14 protein-coding genes are annotated in these 18184 nt (G+C 51.8%); 8 read left to right on the forward strand and 6 right to left on the reverse strand.

The window, feature by feature from the left end; all coding sequences use genetic code 11:
• The first annotated feature begins 6 nt into the window (after positions 1-6).
• Positions 7-1368, forward strand: coding sequence for a tRNA 5-hydroxyuridine modification protein YegQ (gene yegQ, locus G8S19_RS14185; protein ID WP_253685422.1), 1362 nt, complete (start codon positions 7-9; stop codon positions 1366-1368).
• Positions 1369-1637: 269 nt separating this feature from the next.
• Here the strand turns inward: yegQ and clpA are convergent, their stop codons facing one another.
• Both clpA and clpS read right to left on the reverse strand, forming a co-directional pair.
• A complete protein-coding gene (gene clpA / locus G8S19_RS14190; protein ID WP_048212056.1) occupies positions 1638-3914 on the reverse strand; it encodes an ATP-dependent Clp protease ATP-binding subunit ClpA in 2277 nt (758 codons plus the stop codon).
• A gap of 30 nt (positions 3915-3944) precedes the next feature.
• Positions 3945-4265 carry an ATP-dependent Clp protease adapter ClpS gene (gene clpS, locus G8S19_RS14195; protein WP_005128368.1) on the reverse strand — a complete coding sequence of 107 codons (321 nt, stop codon included), beginning with the start codon at positions 4263-4265 and terminating at the stop codon, positions 3945-3947.
• A gap of 322 nt (positions 4266-4587) precedes the next feature.
• On the opposite strand from clpS, the gene cspD reads away from it, so the two are divergent.
• Positions 4588-4812, forward strand: a complete 225-nt coding sequence (gene cspD, locus G8S19_RS14200; RefSeq protein ID WP_005128369.1) for a cold shock-like protein CspD — start codon at positions 4588-4590, stop codon at positions 4810-4812.
• A gap of 84 nt (positions 4813-4896) precedes the next feature.
• Here cspD and macB read toward each other — a convergent pair whose 3' ends face one another.
• Positions 4897-6843 (reverse strand): macrolide ABC transporter ATP-binding protein/permease MacB, encoded by a 1947-nt coding sequence (gene macB / locus G8S19_RS14205; protein WP_115602263.1) that lies wholly within the window; start codon positions 6841-6843, stop codon positions 4897-4899.
• Positions 6840-7955 (reverse strand): macrolide transporter subunit MacA, encoded by a 1116-nt coding sequence (gene macA / locus G8S19_RS14210; protein ID WP_048212058.1) that lies wholly within the window; start codon positions 7953-7955, stop codon positions 6840-6842. Before macA ends, macB begins: the two co-directional genes overlap by 4 nt.
• A gap of 161 nt (positions 7956-8116) precedes the next feature.
• On the opposite strand from macA, the gene G8S19_RS14215 reads away from it, so the two are divergent.
• Positions 8117-9067, forward strand: a complete 951-nt coding sequence (locus G8S19_RS14215; protein WP_048212059.1) for a VirK/YbjX family protein — start codon at positions 8117-8119, stop codon at positions 9065-9067.
• Here G8S19_RS14215 and G8S19_RS14220 read toward each other — a convergent pair.
• Positions 9064-10722: an ATP-dependent endonuclease gene (locus tag G8S19_RS14220; RefSeq protein ID WP_048212060.1), complete on the reverse strand. Its 1659-nt coding sequence runs from the start codon at positions 10720-10722 to the stop codon at positions 9064-9066. The genes G8S19_RS14215 and G8S19_RS14220 overlap by 4 nt on opposite strands.
• Before the next feature lie 364 nt (positions 10723-11086).
• Between G8S19_RS14220 and aqpZ the strand changes: the two genes are divergently transcribed.
• The 4 genes from aqpZ (at position 11087) to hcr (ending at position 15737) form a co-directional block, all read left to right on the forward strand.
• A complete protein-coding gene (aqpZ, locus tag G8S19_RS14225) occupies positions 11087-11782 on the forward strand; it encodes an aquaporin Z (RefSeq protein WP_048212061.1) in 696 nt (231 codons plus the stop codon).
• A gap of 268 nt (positions 11783-12050) precedes the next feature.
• Positions 12051-12950, forward strand: coding sequence for a lysine exporter LysO family protein (locus tag G8S19_RS14230; protein ID WP_048212062.1), 900 nt, complete (start codon positions 12051-12053; stop codon positions 12948-12950).
• A gap of 155 nt (positions 12951-13105) precedes the next feature.
• Positions 13106-14758: a hydroxylamine reductase gene (gene hcp / locus G8S19_RS14235; RefSeq protein ID WP_048212063.1), complete on the forward strand. Its 1653-nt coding sequence runs from the start codon at positions 13106-13108 to the stop codon at positions 14756-14758.
• A 10-nt stretch (positions 14759-14768) separates the two neighbouring features.
• Positions 14769-15737 (forward strand): NADH oxidoreductase, encoded by a 969-nt coding sequence (gene hcr / locus G8S19_RS14240; protein WP_048212064.1) that lies wholly within the window; start codon positions 14769-14771, stop codon positions 15735-15737.
• Between the two features lie 87 nt (positions 15738-15824).
• On the opposite strand, the gene G8S19_RS14245 is transcribed toward hcr, so the two are convergent.
• Positions 15825-16259: a DoxX family protein gene (locus G8S19_RS14245; protein ID WP_048212065.1), complete on the reverse strand. Its 435-nt coding sequence runs from the start codon at positions 16257-16259 to the stop codon at positions 15825-15827.
• 153 nt (positions 16260-16412) lie between these two features.
• Here G8S19_RS14245 and poxB point away from each other — a divergent pair, with 153 nt between their 5' ends.
• Positions 16413-18131 carry a ubiquinone-dependent pyruvate dehydrogenase gene (gene poxB / locus G8S19_RS14250; RefSeq protein WP_048212066.1) on the forward strand — a complete coding sequence of 573 codons (1719 nt, stop codon included), beginning with the start codon at positions 16413-16415 and terminating at the stop codon, positions 18129-18131.
• The last annotated feature ends 53 nt before the right edge of the window (positions 18132-18184 follow it).

Consider the following 18184-nt stretch of genomic DNA (forward strand, 5'->3'; position numbering starts at 1 on the left):
AAAACTATGTTTAAACCGGAACTCCTTTCCCCGGCGGGAACGCTGAAAAATATGCGTTACGCTTTCGCCTATGGCGCAGATGCTGTGTATGCGGGCCAACCGCGTTACTCTCTGCGTGTACGCAACAACGAATTCAACCACGAAAACCTGCAGCTCGGCATTAATGAAGCCCATGAACTGGGTAAAAAATTCTATGTGGTGGTGAACATTGCCCCGCACAACACCAAGCTGAAAACCTTCATTCGTGACCTGAAACCCGTTGTGGAAATGGGGCCGGATGCGCTGATCATGTCCGATCCAGGGCTTATCATGCTGGTGCGCGAAAACTTCCCGGAGATGGACATTCACCTTTCAGTACAGGCTAACGCCGTAAACTGGGCAACGGTGAAATTCTGGAAACAAATGGGGCTGACCCGCGTGATCCTGTCTCGCGAACTGTCGCTGGAAGAAATTGAAGAGATCCGCACCCAGGTGCCGGATATGGAGCTTGAGATCTTCGTTCACGGCGCGCTGTGCATGGCCTACTCCGGCCGTTGCCTGCTCTCTGGCTACATCAACAAGCGTGACCCAAACCAGGGAACCTGTACTAATGCCTGCCGCTGGGAATACAACGTGCAGGAAGGGAAAGAAGATGTAGTGGGTAATATCGTACACAAATATGAACCCATACCGGTACAAAACGTGGAACCGACGCTTGGGATCGGCGCGCCTACGGACAAAGTGTTTATGATTGAAGAAGCCCAGCGTCCGGGTGAATACATGACCGCGTTCGAAGACGAACACGGTACTTACATCATGAACTCAAAAGATTTACGCGCAATTGCCCACGTTGAACGCCTGACCCAGATGGGCGTGCATTCGCTGAAAATCGAAGGCCGTACCAAGTCTTACTATTACTGCGCCCGTACCGCACAGGTCTATCGTAAAGCCATTGACGATGCTGCAGCCGGTAAACCGTTCGATCCGCAACTGCTGGAAACACTGGAAGGCCTGGCGCACCGTGGTTATACCGAAGGATTCCTGCGCCGCCATACGCATGACGACTATCAGAACTACGAATACGGTTTTTCTGTTTCCGAACGTCAGCAGTTTGTCGGCGAATTCACCGGCGAACGCAAAGGCGATCTGGCCGCTGTACTGGTGAAAAACAAATTCACCGTCGGTGACAGTCTGGAGCTGATGACGCCTCAGGGTAACGTCAATTTCACCCTTGAGCAGATGGAAAACGCGAAAGGCGAAGCTATGCCAGTTGCGCCTGGTGATGGTTATACCGTATGGATGCCCGTACCGCAGGATATCGATCTGAATTATGCATTGTTGATGCGTAATTTTGCCGGTGAGTCCACGCGCAACCCGCATGCTAAGTAGTTAATTACGGTTATTTTTCAGCGTTCGGAAGATTCTTAGAAATCGATCACATACCGTTTCGTTCATTAAGGGTATTATCCCACCCGCTGAAAAACATAACCCATAAATGCTAGCTGTACCAGGAACCACCTCCTTAGCCTGCGTAATCTCCCTTACGCAGGCTTATTTTTTGCCTGCCGTTTATACTCTCCGAGTCCCCCCAATTCAAATCACTACTTTCAGGCGAAAAAAAACCGGGCATTACACCCGGTTTATCATGTAATTAGAAATTAATGGGCAGCTTCTGGCTTGTGCTTTTGCGCACTCTGGAAACCATAGGTCAGCTCATTTTTTTCTTTGTCCAGTGCGACGGTAACCTGACCGCCATCCACCAGCGAACCAAACAGCAATTCGTTGGCCAATGGTTTTTTCAGGTTGTCCTGAACCACTCGCGTCATCGGACGTGCGCCCATTGCGCGGTCGTAGCCTTTTTCCGCCAGCCAGTTACGTGCTTCCTGACTCACTTCCAGAGAGACACCTTTCTGATCCAGTTGAACCTGCAGCTCGACAATAAATTTATCCACCACCTGATGAATCACCTCAGTAGAGAGATGATCGAACCAGATAATGTTGTCGAGGCGGTTACGGAATTCCGGCGTAAACACTTTTTTGATTTCGCCCATCGCATCAGTACTGTTGTCCTGATGAATAAGCCCAATCGATTTACGCTCAGTTTCACGTACCCCGGCGTTGGTCGTCATCACCAGCACCACGTTGCGGAAATCCGCTTTACGCCCGTTATTGTCGGTCAGCGTACCGTTATCCATCACCTGCAGCAGCAGGTTGAAGACGTCCGGGTGCGCTTTTTCGATTTCATCCAGCAACAGTACCGCATGAGGATGTTTAATCACCGCATCGGTCAGTAAACCACCCTGGTCAAAACCGACATAACCCGGAGGCGCACCAATCAGGCGGCTGACGGTGTGGCGCTCCATATATTCGGACATATCGAAACGCAGCAGCTCAATGCCGAGCGCTTTGGACAGTTGTACCGTGACCTCGGTCTTACCAACGCCAGTCGGCCCGGCAAACAGGAACGACCCGACCGGTTTATGCTCGTGTCCCAGACCAGCACGGCTCATTTTGATCGCTTCGGTCAGTGCTTCAATGGCTTTATCCTGCCCGAATACCAGCATTTTCAGACGGTTGCCCAGATTTTTCAGCGTATCACGATCGCTCTGCGAAACGCTCTTCTCCGGGATCCGCGCAATGCGGGCCACGACGGACTCGATATCTGCCACGTTGACGGTTTTCTTGCGCTTGCTGACCGGCATCAGACGCGCACGTGCGCCCGCTTCATCAATCACGTCAATCGCTTTATCCGGCAGATGACGATCGTTAATGTATTTCACCGCCAGTTCGACCGCTGCACGTACCGCTTTGGCAGTGTAGCGAACATCATGGTGCGCTTCGTACTTCGGTTTCAGACCGTTGATGATCTGCACGGTCTCTTCCACTGACGGCTCAGTGATATCGATTTTCTGGAAGCGACGCGCTAACGCACGGTCTTTCTCAAAGATATTGCTGAACTCCTGATAAGTGGTTGAACCTATCACACGGATTTTCCCGCTGGAGAGCAGCGGCTTGATCAGATTAGCCGCATCCACCTGGCCGCCCGATGCCGCACCCGCACCGATAATGGTGTGGATCTCATCGATAAACAGAATGCTGTTGGTATCCTGTTCCAGTTGTTTCAGCAGCGCCTTAAAGCGTTTTTCAAAATCGCCGCGGTACTTGGTACCAGCCAGCAGCGAACCGATATCCAGAGAGTAAAGGGTGCAATCAGCCATCACTTCCGGCACGTCGCCCTGGACGATACGCCAGGCGAGACCTTCGGCAATGGCGGTTTTACCGACACCAGACTCTCCCACCAGCAGCGGGTTGTTTTTTCTGCGACGGCACAGGACCTGAATGGCGCGCTCCAGCTCTTTGTCCCGGCCAATGAGCGGATCAATTCCGCCCACACGGGCAAGCTGGTTAAGGTTAGTCGTGAAGTTCTCCATACGGTCCTCCCCGCCAGCTTGCTCTTCGTTATTTGGCTGATTCCCGGAGTCAGAAGATTGACTCGGTTCGTCTTTACGCGTGCCATGAGAAATGAAATTCACCACGTCCAGGCGACTGACTTCATGCTTACGCAGCAGATAGGCCGCCTGTGACTCCTGCTCGCTGAAAATAGCGACCAGCACATTCGCGCCGGTCACTTCATTGCGCCCGGAAGACTGAACATGAAAGACAGCGCGTTGCAAAACACGCTGAAAACTCAACGTCGGCTGCGTGTCGCGCTCTTCTTCGCTGGCAGGCAATACGGGTGTGGTTTGTTCAATGAAGGCTTCGAGTTCCTGACGGAGCGCCACCAGATCCACAGAACACGCTTCCAGCGCTTCGCGGGCCGATGGGTTACTGAGCAACGCCAGTAACAAGTGCTCGACGGTCATAAACTCATGTCGGTGCTCGCGCGCTCTGGCGAAAGCCATGTTTAAACTGAGTTCCAGTTCTTGATTGAGCATAGGCACCTCCCCCAATATTTATGCCTGCATTCAGGCTTTTTCCAGCGTACACAGCAACGGATGCTCGTTTTCCCTCGCATATTTGTTCACCATCGCCACTTTGGTTTCAGCAACCTCGGCGGTAAATACGCCGCAGATGGCTTTACCTTGATAGTGAACAGCAAGCATCAGTTGCGTTGCACGTTCTACATCATAAGAAAAGAATTTTTGTAACACGTCAATAACAAACTCCATCGGAGTGTAATCATCATTGACTAATATCACTTTATACATAGATGGCGGTTTTAGCGCGTCGCGCAATTTGTCTTCCGCCAGCTGTTCGAAATCCAGCCAGTCGTTCGTCTTACCCATTGTCAGTCGTCATCTTCAGTTACGGTTACCGGCAGAATAACTTGCCGCTGACAAGAGCCTATGCGCACAATCAATCTACCTCAAGTATTAGATAACTATCATCTATCAGTGCCATCCGCGACATCTGTCACATATCCGACAATAGCGTTAACTGCTTCAAATTTTGATGTATTTTTACCCTATTCCACCTGCCTGGCGCTTGACGCCTCGCCTGATTTCTCTAAATTGTAGTTTCGAGAGTTGGCGAGGTTTTGAACAGCCCCCACTCCGCCACCGGTTCATTCCATCTTACTTATATAAGATTTACGAAGGATGTCGAAGTATGGAAACGGGTACTGTTAAGTGGTTCAACAATGCCAAAGGGTTTGGTTTCATCTGCCCCGAAGGCGGTGGTGAAGATATCTTCGCCCATTACTCCACCATTCAGATGGATGGTTACAGAACGCTAAAAGCCGGACAGTCTGTCCAGTTTGATGTCCACCAGGGGCCAAAAGGCAATCATGCCAGTCTTATCGTGCCCGTCATTGAAGCAGAAGCTGTCGCATAGCTCTTCTGTCTCATTGTGTACATCCCGCAGACAAAATGCCAGCCCCTAAGGCTGGCATTTTTATTTCTTATGCAATACAACGCGTTATTCTCGTGCCAGAGCATCAACGGGATCCAGACGCGCTGCATTACGGGCCGGAAGCCAGCCAAACAAAATTCCGGTGGCGGTTGAACACAGGAAAGCCGTTAGCAGCGCGACAGGAGAGAAACCAATTTCCCACCCGGGCAGGAACAGCTGTAACGTAAAGGCAATTAACATCGACAAACTGATGCCGAGCGCGCCGCCCACCAGACACACCAGCACAGCCTCAATTAAGAACTGTTGTAACACATCGCTGGCCCGCGCACCCACGGCCATCCGAATACCGATTTCACGCGTACGCTCTGTCACCGATACCAGCATAATGTTCATCACACCGATCCCGCCCACCACCAGCGAAATCACCGCCACCAGCGTCAGAAAGAGCTGTAATGTACGTGTGGTTTTTTCGGCGGTTTTCAAGATGCCATCCATGTTCCAGGTGAAGAAATCTTTTTTGCCATGACGCAGCGATAACAGACGGGTGAGTTGCTGCTCGGCCTGGGCGCTATCAAAACCCTCTTTTACCCGCACGGTAATAGAGTTTAACCACGATTGCCCCATGATCCGCCCTGACATGGTGCTGTATGGCAGCCAGACGCGCAGGATCTTGCTGCTGCCAAACATCGATTGTTTTTCTTCCGCGACGCCAATAACGGTGGCTGGCATATTTCCCACCAGAATAACCTCACCCACCACTTTTGCTTTGCTGGGGAACAACTGACGTCGGGTATTGCTGTCAAGCACCACCACCTGCGCCCTCCCCGCCAGCTGTTCTGCATTAAAGGTAGCGCCTTCACTGAACGTCATGCCATAGACGTTGAAGTAATCACCGCTAACGCCGTTTGCGCTGGCGGCGACATCAATATTGCCATAGCGCAGGCGTAGGTTCTTCGATACCGCAGGCGTAACGGAACTGACCCAGGGTTGCTTCTGAATCGCGACTAAATCGTCATACTTCAGCGCCTGCTGATATTGTGGGTCGTCATCACCGAAATCTTTGCCCGGATAGATATCGATAGTATTCGTACCAATCGCCCGGATGTCTGCCAGCACCAGCTGTTTTGCCGCATCGCCCACCACCACAATCGACACCACCGAAGCGATACCGATGATAATACCCAGCATTGTGAGCAGTGTACGCATCTTGTTGGCGGCCATGGCCAGCCATGCCATGGTCAATGCTTCACGAAAACCGCTGACAAACTGGCTCCAGCCAGAAGCCGTCGTCACCGTTGGTTCATCAATATCACGTCCGGCAGTGGGCTTTTGTGGTGGTGGATTACGCACAATCTCGCCATCACGAATTTCAATGACACGTTCTGCCTGGGCGGCAACCTGGCTGTCGTGCGTGACGATAATTACCGTATGCCCGCGATCGCGTAGCTGATGCAGAATAGCCATCACCTCCTCGCCGGAGTGGCTGTCCAACGCGCCAGTGGGTTCATCGGCCAGAATAACCTGACCACCGTTCATCAACGCACGCGCAATACTGACACGTTGCTGCTGACCACCGGAAAGCTGGGAAGGCTGATAATCAACCCGGTCGCCCAATCCCAGGCGCTGAAGTAATTCCTGAGCACGCGCCAGACGCTGCTTACGTTCAGTCCCGGCATACACCGCCGGGACCTCTACGTTTTGTGCCGCCGTTAAATGTGACAGCAAATGATAACGCTGGAAGATAAAGCCGAAATGCTCACGCCGCAGTTGCGCTAACGCATCGCTATCCAGTGTAGAAACATCCCGCCCCGCAACCCGATAGGTTCCACTGGTCGCCTTGTCCAGGCATCCCAGAATGTTCATCAGCGTCGATTTACCCGAGCCTGACGCCCCGACAATCGCCACCATTTCACCGGCCTGGATGCGTAAGGAAACGTCCTTTAATACCTCAACCTGTCCCTCGCCTGACGGGTAACTACGGCGGATATTGCTCAACTCAAGCAATGCCGTCATTGTGCTACTCCCGCTTTACCCTCACCGGTGATAACTTCATCACCCTCTTCCAACCCTTTCACAATCTCTACGTCGGTATCATTACGGGCACCGATGACCACCTCGCGCTCGCGGGTTTCACCATTGCGCAGCAGCCTGACGTTATAGCGGTTGTTGCCAATAGGATCGCCCAACGCCGACAGCGGGATCGTCAGTACATTTTTAACGTCTGTAAGCTGGATGTGCACCTGCGCGGTCATATCAAGGCGCAGGATCCCTTTCGGGTTAGGCACTTCGAAGCGGGCGTAGTAGAAAATGGCGTCATTCACCTTCTCAGGCGTCGGAAGGACATCTTTGAGCACGCCTTCATACCGTGTCTGCGGATCGCCCAGCACAGTGAACCAGGCTTTTTGGCCTGGCTGCAGGTGAATAACATCTGCCTCGGAGACCTGCGCTTTTACCAGCATGGTGCCCATATCTGCCAACGTCAAAATGTTGGGTGCCTGCTGGGCGGCAATCACGGTTTGCCCCTGGAGGGTGGTGATTTGCGTCACTTCACCCGCCATTGGCGCGACGATTCGCGTGTAATCGAGGTTCGTTTTTGCCGTATCAAGGGAAGCCTGATTACGCTTAATTTGTGCATCAATAGTGCCAATCTGTGCCTGCTTGACCGCCATTTCGGTCGCTGCCGTATCGAGATCCTGCTGCGAAACCGCCTGCGTTTTCGCCAGTTGTTGCTGACGAGAAAGCGTTACGCGCGCCAGTTTCCACTCAGCTTCGGCCTGTAAACGCTGAGCCCGCAGCTCCATGAGCGTCGCTTCTACTTCTTTGATTTGGTTTTGCGCCTGCTCAGGATCGATAACGCCGAGCAACTGATCTTTTTTAACTTTATCGCCGATGGCTACTGACAGCGTTTTTAACTGCCCACTCACTTGTGCACCGACATCAACTTTGCGTAACGCATCCAGTTTCCCGGTAGCCAGCACACTTTGCTGGAGATCGCCTGGACGTACAATTAACGTTTGATACTGTGGTAGTGGCGCATTAAGCGTTCGCCAAAGTGAAATCATCGCCACAATAATGATGATGGCGAGCAGAAAATAACGTTTTTTAATTTTTCCCTTGAGCTTCATAAATGTCCCAGTGTCCCCCAATACGCCTACCAGAGTGGAGTGATAACCATCAACGATAAATTAACAGACGTTGAAAAGTGCAAAGAATAACAGAGTTATTGATGAACCGTTAAGGTCCACTGTGCTGAAATTGGTATCAGAGTATCTATTGGATTGTTATTATGAGCCAGCTAACAGAAAGCACTTTTCATTCTTCCAGACCCGCCACAAGTTTTAGTCTTTTTTGTCGTCTGACAACCGGACAATGGCGGCCAGGTAAATTTTGGCATCAACGAAGCTTTCGCCGTAAGTTTGTATGGCGCTCATTGCTGATGCCACGATTAACACGTGAATGGATGGCTGAGCTGGCGCAATGGCCGGATCTCGAAAAAATTCTCGCGATCCAACCCCGTATACCGGTTCGCCTGCATCGCGCGTATCTCGCAGTAAACCTTGACCGTAAAACAAAACTCGATGCTGTGCGTTTTCATTACAATGTTATTCGCAACGCTTTTTCATCGACAGAATTTAATGATTATTTAAGTGCCGATGGGTTACAACTGGCACAAATTGAAGGCAAAGACAGCGCAATATACACCATTATAATGTCATCATTTATTGCCCTGGATAAAGAAGGTGAAAGTACCATTCTTGTCCGTAATAGTGAGGGCGAGACATTAGCAGAAATGACCTTCACCCTGTGCAACTATGAAGGGCGCAGCGCGCTTTTTATTGGTGGCTTGCAGGGGGGTAACCGATTAATGCCGCACGAAGAAATTCAAAAAGCGACAAAATCATGCCATGGTTTGTTTCCTAAACGTATTGTAATGGAAGCTATTTGTCGTTTTGCAGAACAATTGAATATTGAACAAGTACTGGCCGTCAGCAATGACCAGCATATTTTTCGCAGCCAGCGTTACCATGATAAAAACAAGGTTATTCTTTCTGACTACAATTCATTTTGGGAGTCAGTTGGCGGCGAATGTGACAGCAATGGCTACTATCATATTCCGCGTACGCTGGCGCGTAAAAGCGAAACAGATATTGCCAGTAAGAAGCGCGCGGAATATCGCCGCCGCTATCAGTTACTCGACAGTATCCACTCGCAGTTATCAGTCATGTTCCGCCGCTAATCCGCTCGCCCGCGTGCTAACCACAGCACGCGGGAGAACATTTTCCGCAGCAACGTTGGCACCGCTTCAACACCGCGTCGCCCCGCTTCCATCGCCACTTCAATCGCCAGATCCGGTTTTGACGAGCGATGGATCGCCTTCGCTATAATTTTCCGCATATTCATCGGCACATTTTCCGGTATTTGCGCCACCCGATGAAAAACGTCCGAGAACCCCTGGCGGTACATAAAGTGTTCCATATCCAGCGCAGGTAACATGGTCAAATGCTCGCGCTCTTCCTCTTTGTCATCGTTCAGCAGGCTGCGTACCGTGGCCGCATACTTTTTCCCCGCCTCATCGCCATCGACCAACACATGCCACTCAATTCCCATCCGGCGGGCAAACTTCACCAGGGGTTTAAGCCCTGACTGGGCAAATTCAATGACTTTAATCCCTTCGGCATCAAAGTGATGCCCACACTGACGAGCCAGTTCGTTAATGACCCATGTTTCTGTTTCTCCCTCCACCAACAGCCAGCAACGGGCAAACAGTGAAGACGCCCGATTAAAACGGATATGGAAGGCAATGCGCCGCCCATCTTCCGCATTGAGTCCTCCCGGTCCCAGTCGCCAGGCCGCGACGCGGGAAGATTCTCGAACCAAACGGACCACATGTTCAACGGGCGTAAGCGATAACAGTTCACCAGAGTTGGTCGTCGTCACCCGCTGTAGGGGAAGCAGATTCAACAGTTGCCAGGCAACAGACAACATAATGGGGTGTAAGCGCGTTTCAGGATCTTCTACCAGTAGCAACGGACGAGCATCTTTATCCAGTCTTAGCGACCCTTTGGCCTGTAACAGCGTAGAAAACAGTCCCAGCAGAATCACACGGTGCGTGCGCCCTCCGGGTTTATCAATCATACGGTTGATAATATCCAGATAACGCCAGCTGCGTTGCTCGTTGTTGGAGCGTCGGCGCATCAGACGATAGCGGGATTGACCGGAACCTTGTTCTGAAAAGTAGTGCTCCAGCAGTTGAACCATCGCCGAAAGCCCCTGGCGAATCTGCCCATCTGTCAGATTCTGCGGTCGGGTGGCCAACTCACGTGCCATAAAATCCAGTTGGCGTGCAGTCACTTCAACATCCGCGGAATCCGGCACCGTTCCATTACGGATGCGCCGCATAAAACGCGCATCACGTAAACGTAATACTGGCATCAAACGCACCAGATGACGCGCCTGATCGTTAATATTGTCGATGGGTAATGGGTGGCCTTCGCCATCAAGAAAACTGCGTAATGTCAGGACGCTGCCGTCATCAGCGCACTCGCCTTCCAGCCGATAAAATATACGGTGATAGTTATCATGGCACGGCGACCAGCACGCTTCTAACGGGCGATATCGACGCACACGATGGCGACCCGGTTGAGATTCACGAAATGTCAGGACAATATGCAGATGATGTTCCCGGCCCTGGATGTCACCCGGCGGGAACCAGAAATCTTCGCGGTTAAAGTGGTACAAATCCGACTCTGGCGACAACAGCAGGGTTAACGCATCCAGCAGGCTGGACTTACCCCACGCGTTTTCCCCAATCAGCACGTTGTTTTGCTCCAGCATCAACGACAGCCGATTAATACCACGAAACCCAACAATCTCAACGCGTTCGAGAATCATATAGCCTCCGGAAATGCTCACTTTTTCCTTCAAGTTATCAGGAGTATAACGGTAAGCGGGCGCTCAGAACACCCGATATCATCCGCAGATAAATCGAAAGAGTTAAGAATATTCTCTTTAAAAATTACTTTTGAATATAATTTCAGACGTCAATCATCAGACTTCTGATAACTGAACTATGCTTTATTCACCTGAACTCCAAAAAGGATTCGCATCACATTGCCTTAAATCAAATTTTTTTATTAATTTAAGTGGCGAAGGGATGAGATTTTTTTCTAGAATAAGCGCGTTTTAATCATCGTCCCTTTTAGCGATGAAATACCGGGATAGAAAAACTAACCCGGAACTTTTAATTGAGGTGGTTATGTTCAGGAAATTAGCAGCCGAATTCTTCGGCACGTTTTGGCTTGTTTTTGGCGGGTGTGGTAGTGCCGTTCTGGCCGCGGCTTTCCCGGAGTTAGGTATTGGGTTTGCCGGTGTCGCCCTGGCCTTTGGTCTGACAGTATTAACCATGGCATTCGCTGTGGGTCATATTTCAGGTGGCCATTTTAACCCTGCAGTGACATTCGGTTTATGGGCTGGTGGTCGCTTCCCGGCGAAAGACGTTATTGGTTATGTTATTGCTCAGGTTGTGGGCGGCATTGTAGCAGCAGCAGTACTTTATCTTATTGCCAGCGGCAAAGCCGGTTTTGATGCAGCAGCCAGTGGCTTCGCCTCAAACGGTTACGGTGAGCATTCACCTGGCGGGTATTCCATGCTTTCTGCCATCGTAATTGAAATCGTCCTGACCGCAGGTTTCTTATTAGTGATCCACGGTGCGACCGATAAACATGCTCCGGCAGGTTTTGCGCCAATTGCCATCGGTCTTGCATTAACGTTGATTCACCTGATCAGTATCCCGGTCACCAATACATCCGTAAACCCCGCTCGTAGTACTGCGGTTGCTATCTTCCAGGGTGGCTGGGCATTACAACAGCTTTGGTTATTCTGGGTTATGCCGATTATCGGCGGGATCGTCGGCGGTCTTATTTACCGCACCCTGCTGGAAAAACGCGATTAATCGCTAACAACAAGGCCTGATGAATTGTCAGGCCTTTTTTTCCTCGCTATATTTCCTTTTATTTGCAACTTTACTCCCCTCTTTGCTTTCAGTAGTGTGTATATCCGTCATACTTCAAGTTGCAGATGTGTTGACTGCGCTCGCTCCCCCCAGTTACGTACTTATGTACGCTCCCGGGGATTCACTCCCTTGCCGCCTTCCTGCAACTTGAATTATTTAGGTTATAGTTGTGCATTTCGTCTTACTTCTCAGCAAGGATCGGGGTTTCATGTTCTCAGGGCTGTTAATCATTCTGGTACCCCTTATTGTGGGTTATCTCATTCCGCTTCGACACAGAGCCGCATTAAAACTTATCAATCGGCTGTTGAGTTGGATCGTCTACCTTATTCTCTTTTTTATGGGGATCAGTCTGGCGTTTCTGGATAATCTCGCCAGTAATCTGTTATCCATTCTTTATTATTCTGCCGTTAGTGTGACGGTCATTCTGCTGTGTAATATCGCAGCGCTGCTGTGGCTGGAGCGCTCACTCCCCTGGCGACACAGCCACCAGCAAGAGAAGCTCCCCTCCCGAATCGCGATGGCGCTTGAGTCGCTACAGCTTTGCGGCGTCGTGGTGCTGGGTTTTCTGTTGGGTCTTAGCGGATTGTCGATGTTGCAGCACGCGACCGAAGCCAGCGAATATACGCTGATCTTTTTATTATTCCTGGTCGGGATCCAACTGCGAAACAGCGGTATGACATTAAAGCAGATTGTACTGAACCGTCGGGGCATGATTGTTGCCGTGGTCGTGGTGGCCAGTTCTCTGCTGGGCGGCGTCATCAATGCGCTGATCCTCGGCCTGCCGTTGAAAACAGCACTGGCGATGGCATCGGGTTTTGGCTGGTATTCCCTGTCAGGCATTCTGTTGACCGAATCATTCGGTCCAGTCATTGGCAGCGCCGCCTTCTTTAACGACCTGGCGCGTGAGTTGATTGCCATTATGCTGATCCCTGGACTGGCGGTCCGCAGCCGTTCAACCGCATTGGGTCTTTGCGGGGCGACGTCAATGGATTTCACGCTGCCCGTGTTACAACGCAGTGGCGGTCTGGAGATGGTTCCCGCAGCCATTGTGCACGGCTTTATTCTGAGTCTGTTAGTGCCACTGTTAATGGCCTTTTTCTCCGCCTGATACACAGACAAATACCTCTCTGGCGGTAGTCAGCTACCGCCAAAATTGCGCTAAATCAATCTCCCTGCAAGTTGTAGCAGAAATCCCTTTAATCCCTTCGCGCGCAGGCATAACCTTAAACATGTATATCAAATATAACTTTAAAAGGTGTGACCATGTTTTGTGTGCAATGTGAACAAACCATCCGTACTCCGGCAGGAAACGGCTGCTCTTACGCGCAGGGTATGTGCGGTAAAACGGCTGAAACCTCCGATCTGCAGGATCTGCTGATTGCTGCCCTACAAGGTCTGTCTGCATGGGCTGTTAAAGCACGTGAATACGGCATCATCGACCATGAGGTTGATAACTTTGCGCCGCGTGCATTCTTCTCCACGCTGACCAACGTGAACTTCGATTCCCCGCGTATTGTTGGCTATGCTCGTGAAGCTATCGCCATGCGCGATGCACTGAAAGCGCAATGCCTGAACATTGATGCTAACGCAACTGTTGAAAACCCGATGGCCGACCTGCAACTGGTCAGCGACGATCTGGGCGACCTGCAACGTCAGGCCGCTGAATTCACCCCGAACAAAGACAAAGCGACCATCGGCGAGAATATCCTCGGCCTGCGTCTGCTGTGTCTGTACGGTCTGAAAGGTGCGGCAGCTTACATGGAGCACGCACACGTTCTCGGCCAGTACGACAACGATATCTACGCTCAGTACCACAAAATCATGGCGTGGCTGGGTACCTGGCCTTCCGATATGAATGCTCTGCTGGAGTGTTCAATGGAAATCGGCCAGATGAACTTTAAAGTGATGAGCATTCTGGATGCCGGTGAAACCACGAAATACGGTCACCCGACCCCAACCCAGGTCAACGTGAAAGCAACCGAAGGTAAGTGCATTCTGATCTCCGGTCACGACCTGAAAGATTTGTACAACCTGCTTGAGCAGACTGAAGGCACCGGTGTTAACGTTTATACCCACGGTGAAATGCTGCCGGCGCACGGCTACCCGGAGCTGCGTAAGTTCAAACACCTGATCGGTAACTACGGCAGCGGCTGGCAGAACCAGCAGGTTGAATTTGCTCGCTTCCCTGGCCCAATCGTCATGACCTCTAACTGCATCATCGACCCAACCGTTGGCGCATATGATGACCGCATCTGGACCCGTAGCATCGTCGGTTGGCCGGGTGTGAGCCACCTCGAAGGTGATGACTTTGGTCCGGTTATTGCTCAGGCGCAGCAGATGGCTGGCTTCCCGTACAGCGAAATTCCGCATCTGATCACCGTTGGTTTCGGTCGTCAGACGCTGCTGGGTGCAGCTGATACCCTGATTGACCTGGTGAGCCGTGAAAAACTGCGTCACATCTTCCTGGTTGGCGGCTGCGACGGCGCACGTGGTGAACGTAACTACTTCACCGATTTCGCCACCAGCGTACCAGACGACTGCCTGATCCTGACTCTGGCCTGTGGTAAATACCGTTTCAACAAACTGGAATTCGGCGATATCGAAGGTCTGCCGCGTCTGGTCGATGCCGGTCAGTGTAACGATGCCTACTCTGCCATTATCCTGGCGGTCACGCTGGCGGAGAAACTGGGTTGTGGCGTGAACGATCTGCCGCTGTCTCTGGTGCTCTCATGGTTCGAACAGAAAGCGATTGTTATTCTGCTGACCCTGCTGTCGCTGGGCGTGAAAAACATCGTGACAGGCCCGACTGCGCCTGGCTTCTTCACGCCAGATCTGCTGGCAGTTCTCAACGAGAAATTTGGTCTGCGTTCCGTGACCACCGTTGAAGAAGACATGAAGCAACTGCTGAGCGCGTAAGGAGTAAAGAATGACAATGCCAACTCATCAGTGCCCATGGCGGATGCAGGTTCATCACATCCATCAGGAAACGCCGGATGTATGGACAATTTCGTTGCTGTGCCACGACTATTATCCGTACCGCGCCGGGCAGTATGCACTGGTCAGCGTACGTAATTCAGCGGACACGCTGCGTGCTTACACCATTTCTTCAACGCCGGGCGTTAGCGAATACATTACGCTGACCATCCGCCGCATTGACGAGGGTGCAGGTTCGCAGTGGCTGACCCGTGACGTGAAGCGCGGCGACTACATCTGGCTGTCCGATGCCATGGGTGAATTTACCTGTGAAGATAAAGCAGAAGACAAGTTCCTGATGCTGGCTGCCGGCTGTGGCGTAACGCCAATCATGTCGATGCGTCGCTGGTTGGCGAAGTACCGTCCACAAGCCGACGTGCAGGTGATTTTCAACGTTCGCTCGCCAGAAGATGTCATCTTTGCCGATGAATGGCGTGAATATCCGGTGACATTAGTCGCTGAAAACAATGCCACTCAGGGTTTTGTTTCCGGCCGACTGACCACCGAACTGCTGAAGAACGTCCCGGATCTGACCTCGCGTACCGTGATGACCTGTGGCCCGGCACCGTATATGGATCTGGTCGAAAAAGAAGTGAAAGCGCTTGGCGTAACACGCTTCTTTAAAGAGCAGTTCTTCACACCTGTTGCCGAAGCCGCCACCAGTGGTCTGAAATTCACCAAGCTGCAACCCGCACAAGAGTTCTATGCGCCGGTGGGCACGACGCTACTGGAAGCACTGGAAAGCAACAAGGTTCCGGTCGTTGCCGCATGCCGTGCAGGCGTTTGCGGCTGCTGCAAAACCAAAGTGGTTGACGGTAACTACACGGTCAGCAGCACCATGACGCTGACCGATGCGGAAATTGCGGAAGGTTACGTTCTGGCTTGTTCCTGTCATCCGCAGGGTGATCTGGTACTTGCGTAAAGAGTCATTGCCGGATGGCATACTTATCCGGCCTACAAGAACCGTTGTAGGCCGGACGGAGTATTAATACCGTCATCCGGTCATTTATCACCGCCAGGCTGAATTGCCGCCCAGGGCATATTTTCCCGCGCCCAGGAACGCCACCGCCATCGCGCCAACAAAAAAGTACACCAGACTTTCAATCGCCCATGCACCGGTTTTATCCAGTGTCCAGGTTTCGCCCATCCCGACCATCAGCCATGCCACAACCATCGTAAACGCCAGCCCTAATGCCGCCGGGCGTGTCAGGATCCCAAGAATAATCAGACACGGCGCTACAACCTCTCCCAGCAGAACGCCGTACGCAATAAAGCCCGGGAAACCTTTCGCTATCAGCATGCCGCTGATGCCATCAATACCCGCGAACAGTTTATGCAGCCCATGAAACAGCATCAGTCCACCGACAGCAAGGCGTAACAAAAACTTGCCAAAATCTTCGTGAGCCAGTACCCGGTTAACTGTATTTAATAGTTTTATAACCATTTGAATTTATTCCTTGTTTCACCATGTGCAATTAACAAACTACGCTTAATACAGATTAAATGAAACCTGCCGGAAATAAGGGGTAATGAGAAGCATAACGATTATCTTCATCTAAACTTGTAACCGGTATCACATTAGAGGAGAAGGAAAACCATGAAACAAACGGTTGCCGCTTTTATTGCTAAAACACTCGAACAAGCTGGCGTTAAACGTATTTGGGGTGTGACGGGCGACTCGCTCAATGGCCTTAGTGACAGTCTGAATCGTATGGGAACGATTGACTGGATGCCAACCCGCCATGAAGAGGTTGCCGCTTTTGCCGCAGGCGCAGAAGCCCAACTGACCGGTGAGCTGGCCGTCTGTGCCGGCTCATGCGGACCGGGAAACCTGCACCTGATTAACGGCCTGTTTGATTGCCACCGCAACCATGTCCCGGTGCTGGCGATTGCCGCGCATATTCCCTCCAGTGAGATAGGCAGTGGTTATTTTCAGGAGACCCACCCGCAGGAGTTGTTCCGCGAATGTAGCCACTATTGCGAGCTGGTTTCCAGCCCTGAGCAGATCCCCCAGGTGCTGGCTATAGCTATGCGTAAAGCGGTGCTCAACCGTGGCGTCTCCGTGGTGGTTTTACCCGGTGACGTCGCGCTAAAACCTGCCCCTGAAAGCGCCACCACGCACTGGTATCATGCGCCGCTCCCGGTAGTCACCCCGGAAGAGGAAGAACTGAGAAAACTGGCGCAACTGCTGCGCTACTCCAGCAATATCGCCCTGATGTGCGGCAGCGGCTGCGCCGGTGCGCATAAAGAGCTGGTTGAGTTTGCGGCTAAAATCAAAGCCCCGATTGTTCACGCTCTGCGTGGGAAAGAGCATGTTGAGTACGACAACCCGTACGACGTGGGTATGACCGGGTTAATTGGCTTTTCATCCGGCTTCCATACCATGATGAATGCCGACACGCTGGTTTTGCTCGGCACCCAGTTCCCCTATCGCCCGTTCTACCCCTCTGATGCCAAAATTATTCAGATTGATATCAATCCCGCAAGCATTGGCGCACACAGCAAAGTGGATATGGCGCTGGTAGGCGATATTAAATCCACCCTCCGCGCCCTGCTGCCGTTGGTGGAAGAAAAAACCGAGCGACAGTTCCTGGATAAAGCGCTGGAACACTATCGCGAGGCGCGTAAAGGGCTGGATGATTTAGCCAAACCCAGTGATAAAGCCATTCACCCGCAGTATCTGGCACAGCAAATCAGCCACTTTGCCGCTGACGACGCCATCTTCACCTGCGACGTGGGCACGCCAACGGTTTGGGCGGCACGCTATCTGAAAATGAACGGCAAACGCCGCCTGATTGGATCGTTTAACCACGGGTCGATGGCTAATGCCATGCCGCAGGCACTCGGCGCACAAGCGACCGAACCGGGACGCCAGGTTGTGGCAATGTGCGGTGACGGCGGCTTTAGCATGCTGATGGGCGATTTTCTGTCGGTGGTACAAATGAAGTTACCGGTGAAGATTATTGTCTTCAACAACAGCGTACTGGGATTTGTGGCGATGGAGATGAAGGCTGGTGGTTATCTGACTGACGGCACCGAACTGCACGACACGAATTTCGCGCGGATTGCCGAGGCCTGCGGTATTACGGGCATTCGAGTGGAGAAATCCTCAGAGGTTGATGAGGCGCTGCAACGCGCCATGTCAATCGATGGTCCGGTTCTGGTCGATGTCGTTGTGGCGAAAGAAGAGCTGGCAATCCCGCCGCAGATCAAGCTCGAACAAGCCAAAGGTTTTAGCCTGTATATGCTGCGCGCAATCATCAGCGGACGCGGTGATGAAGTGATCGAACTGGCGAAAACTAACTGGCTCAGGTAAAACATCCTTATTAAACCACACACAAAATCATTCATGATGCATCAAGGCGGCAA

Source organism: Citrobacter sp. SX206, from assembly GCF_024181025.1.
In the GTDB taxonomy this organism is placed as follows: Bacteria; Pseudomonadota; Gammaproteobacteria; order Enterobacterales; family Enterobacteriaceae; genus Citrobacter; species Citrobacter youngae.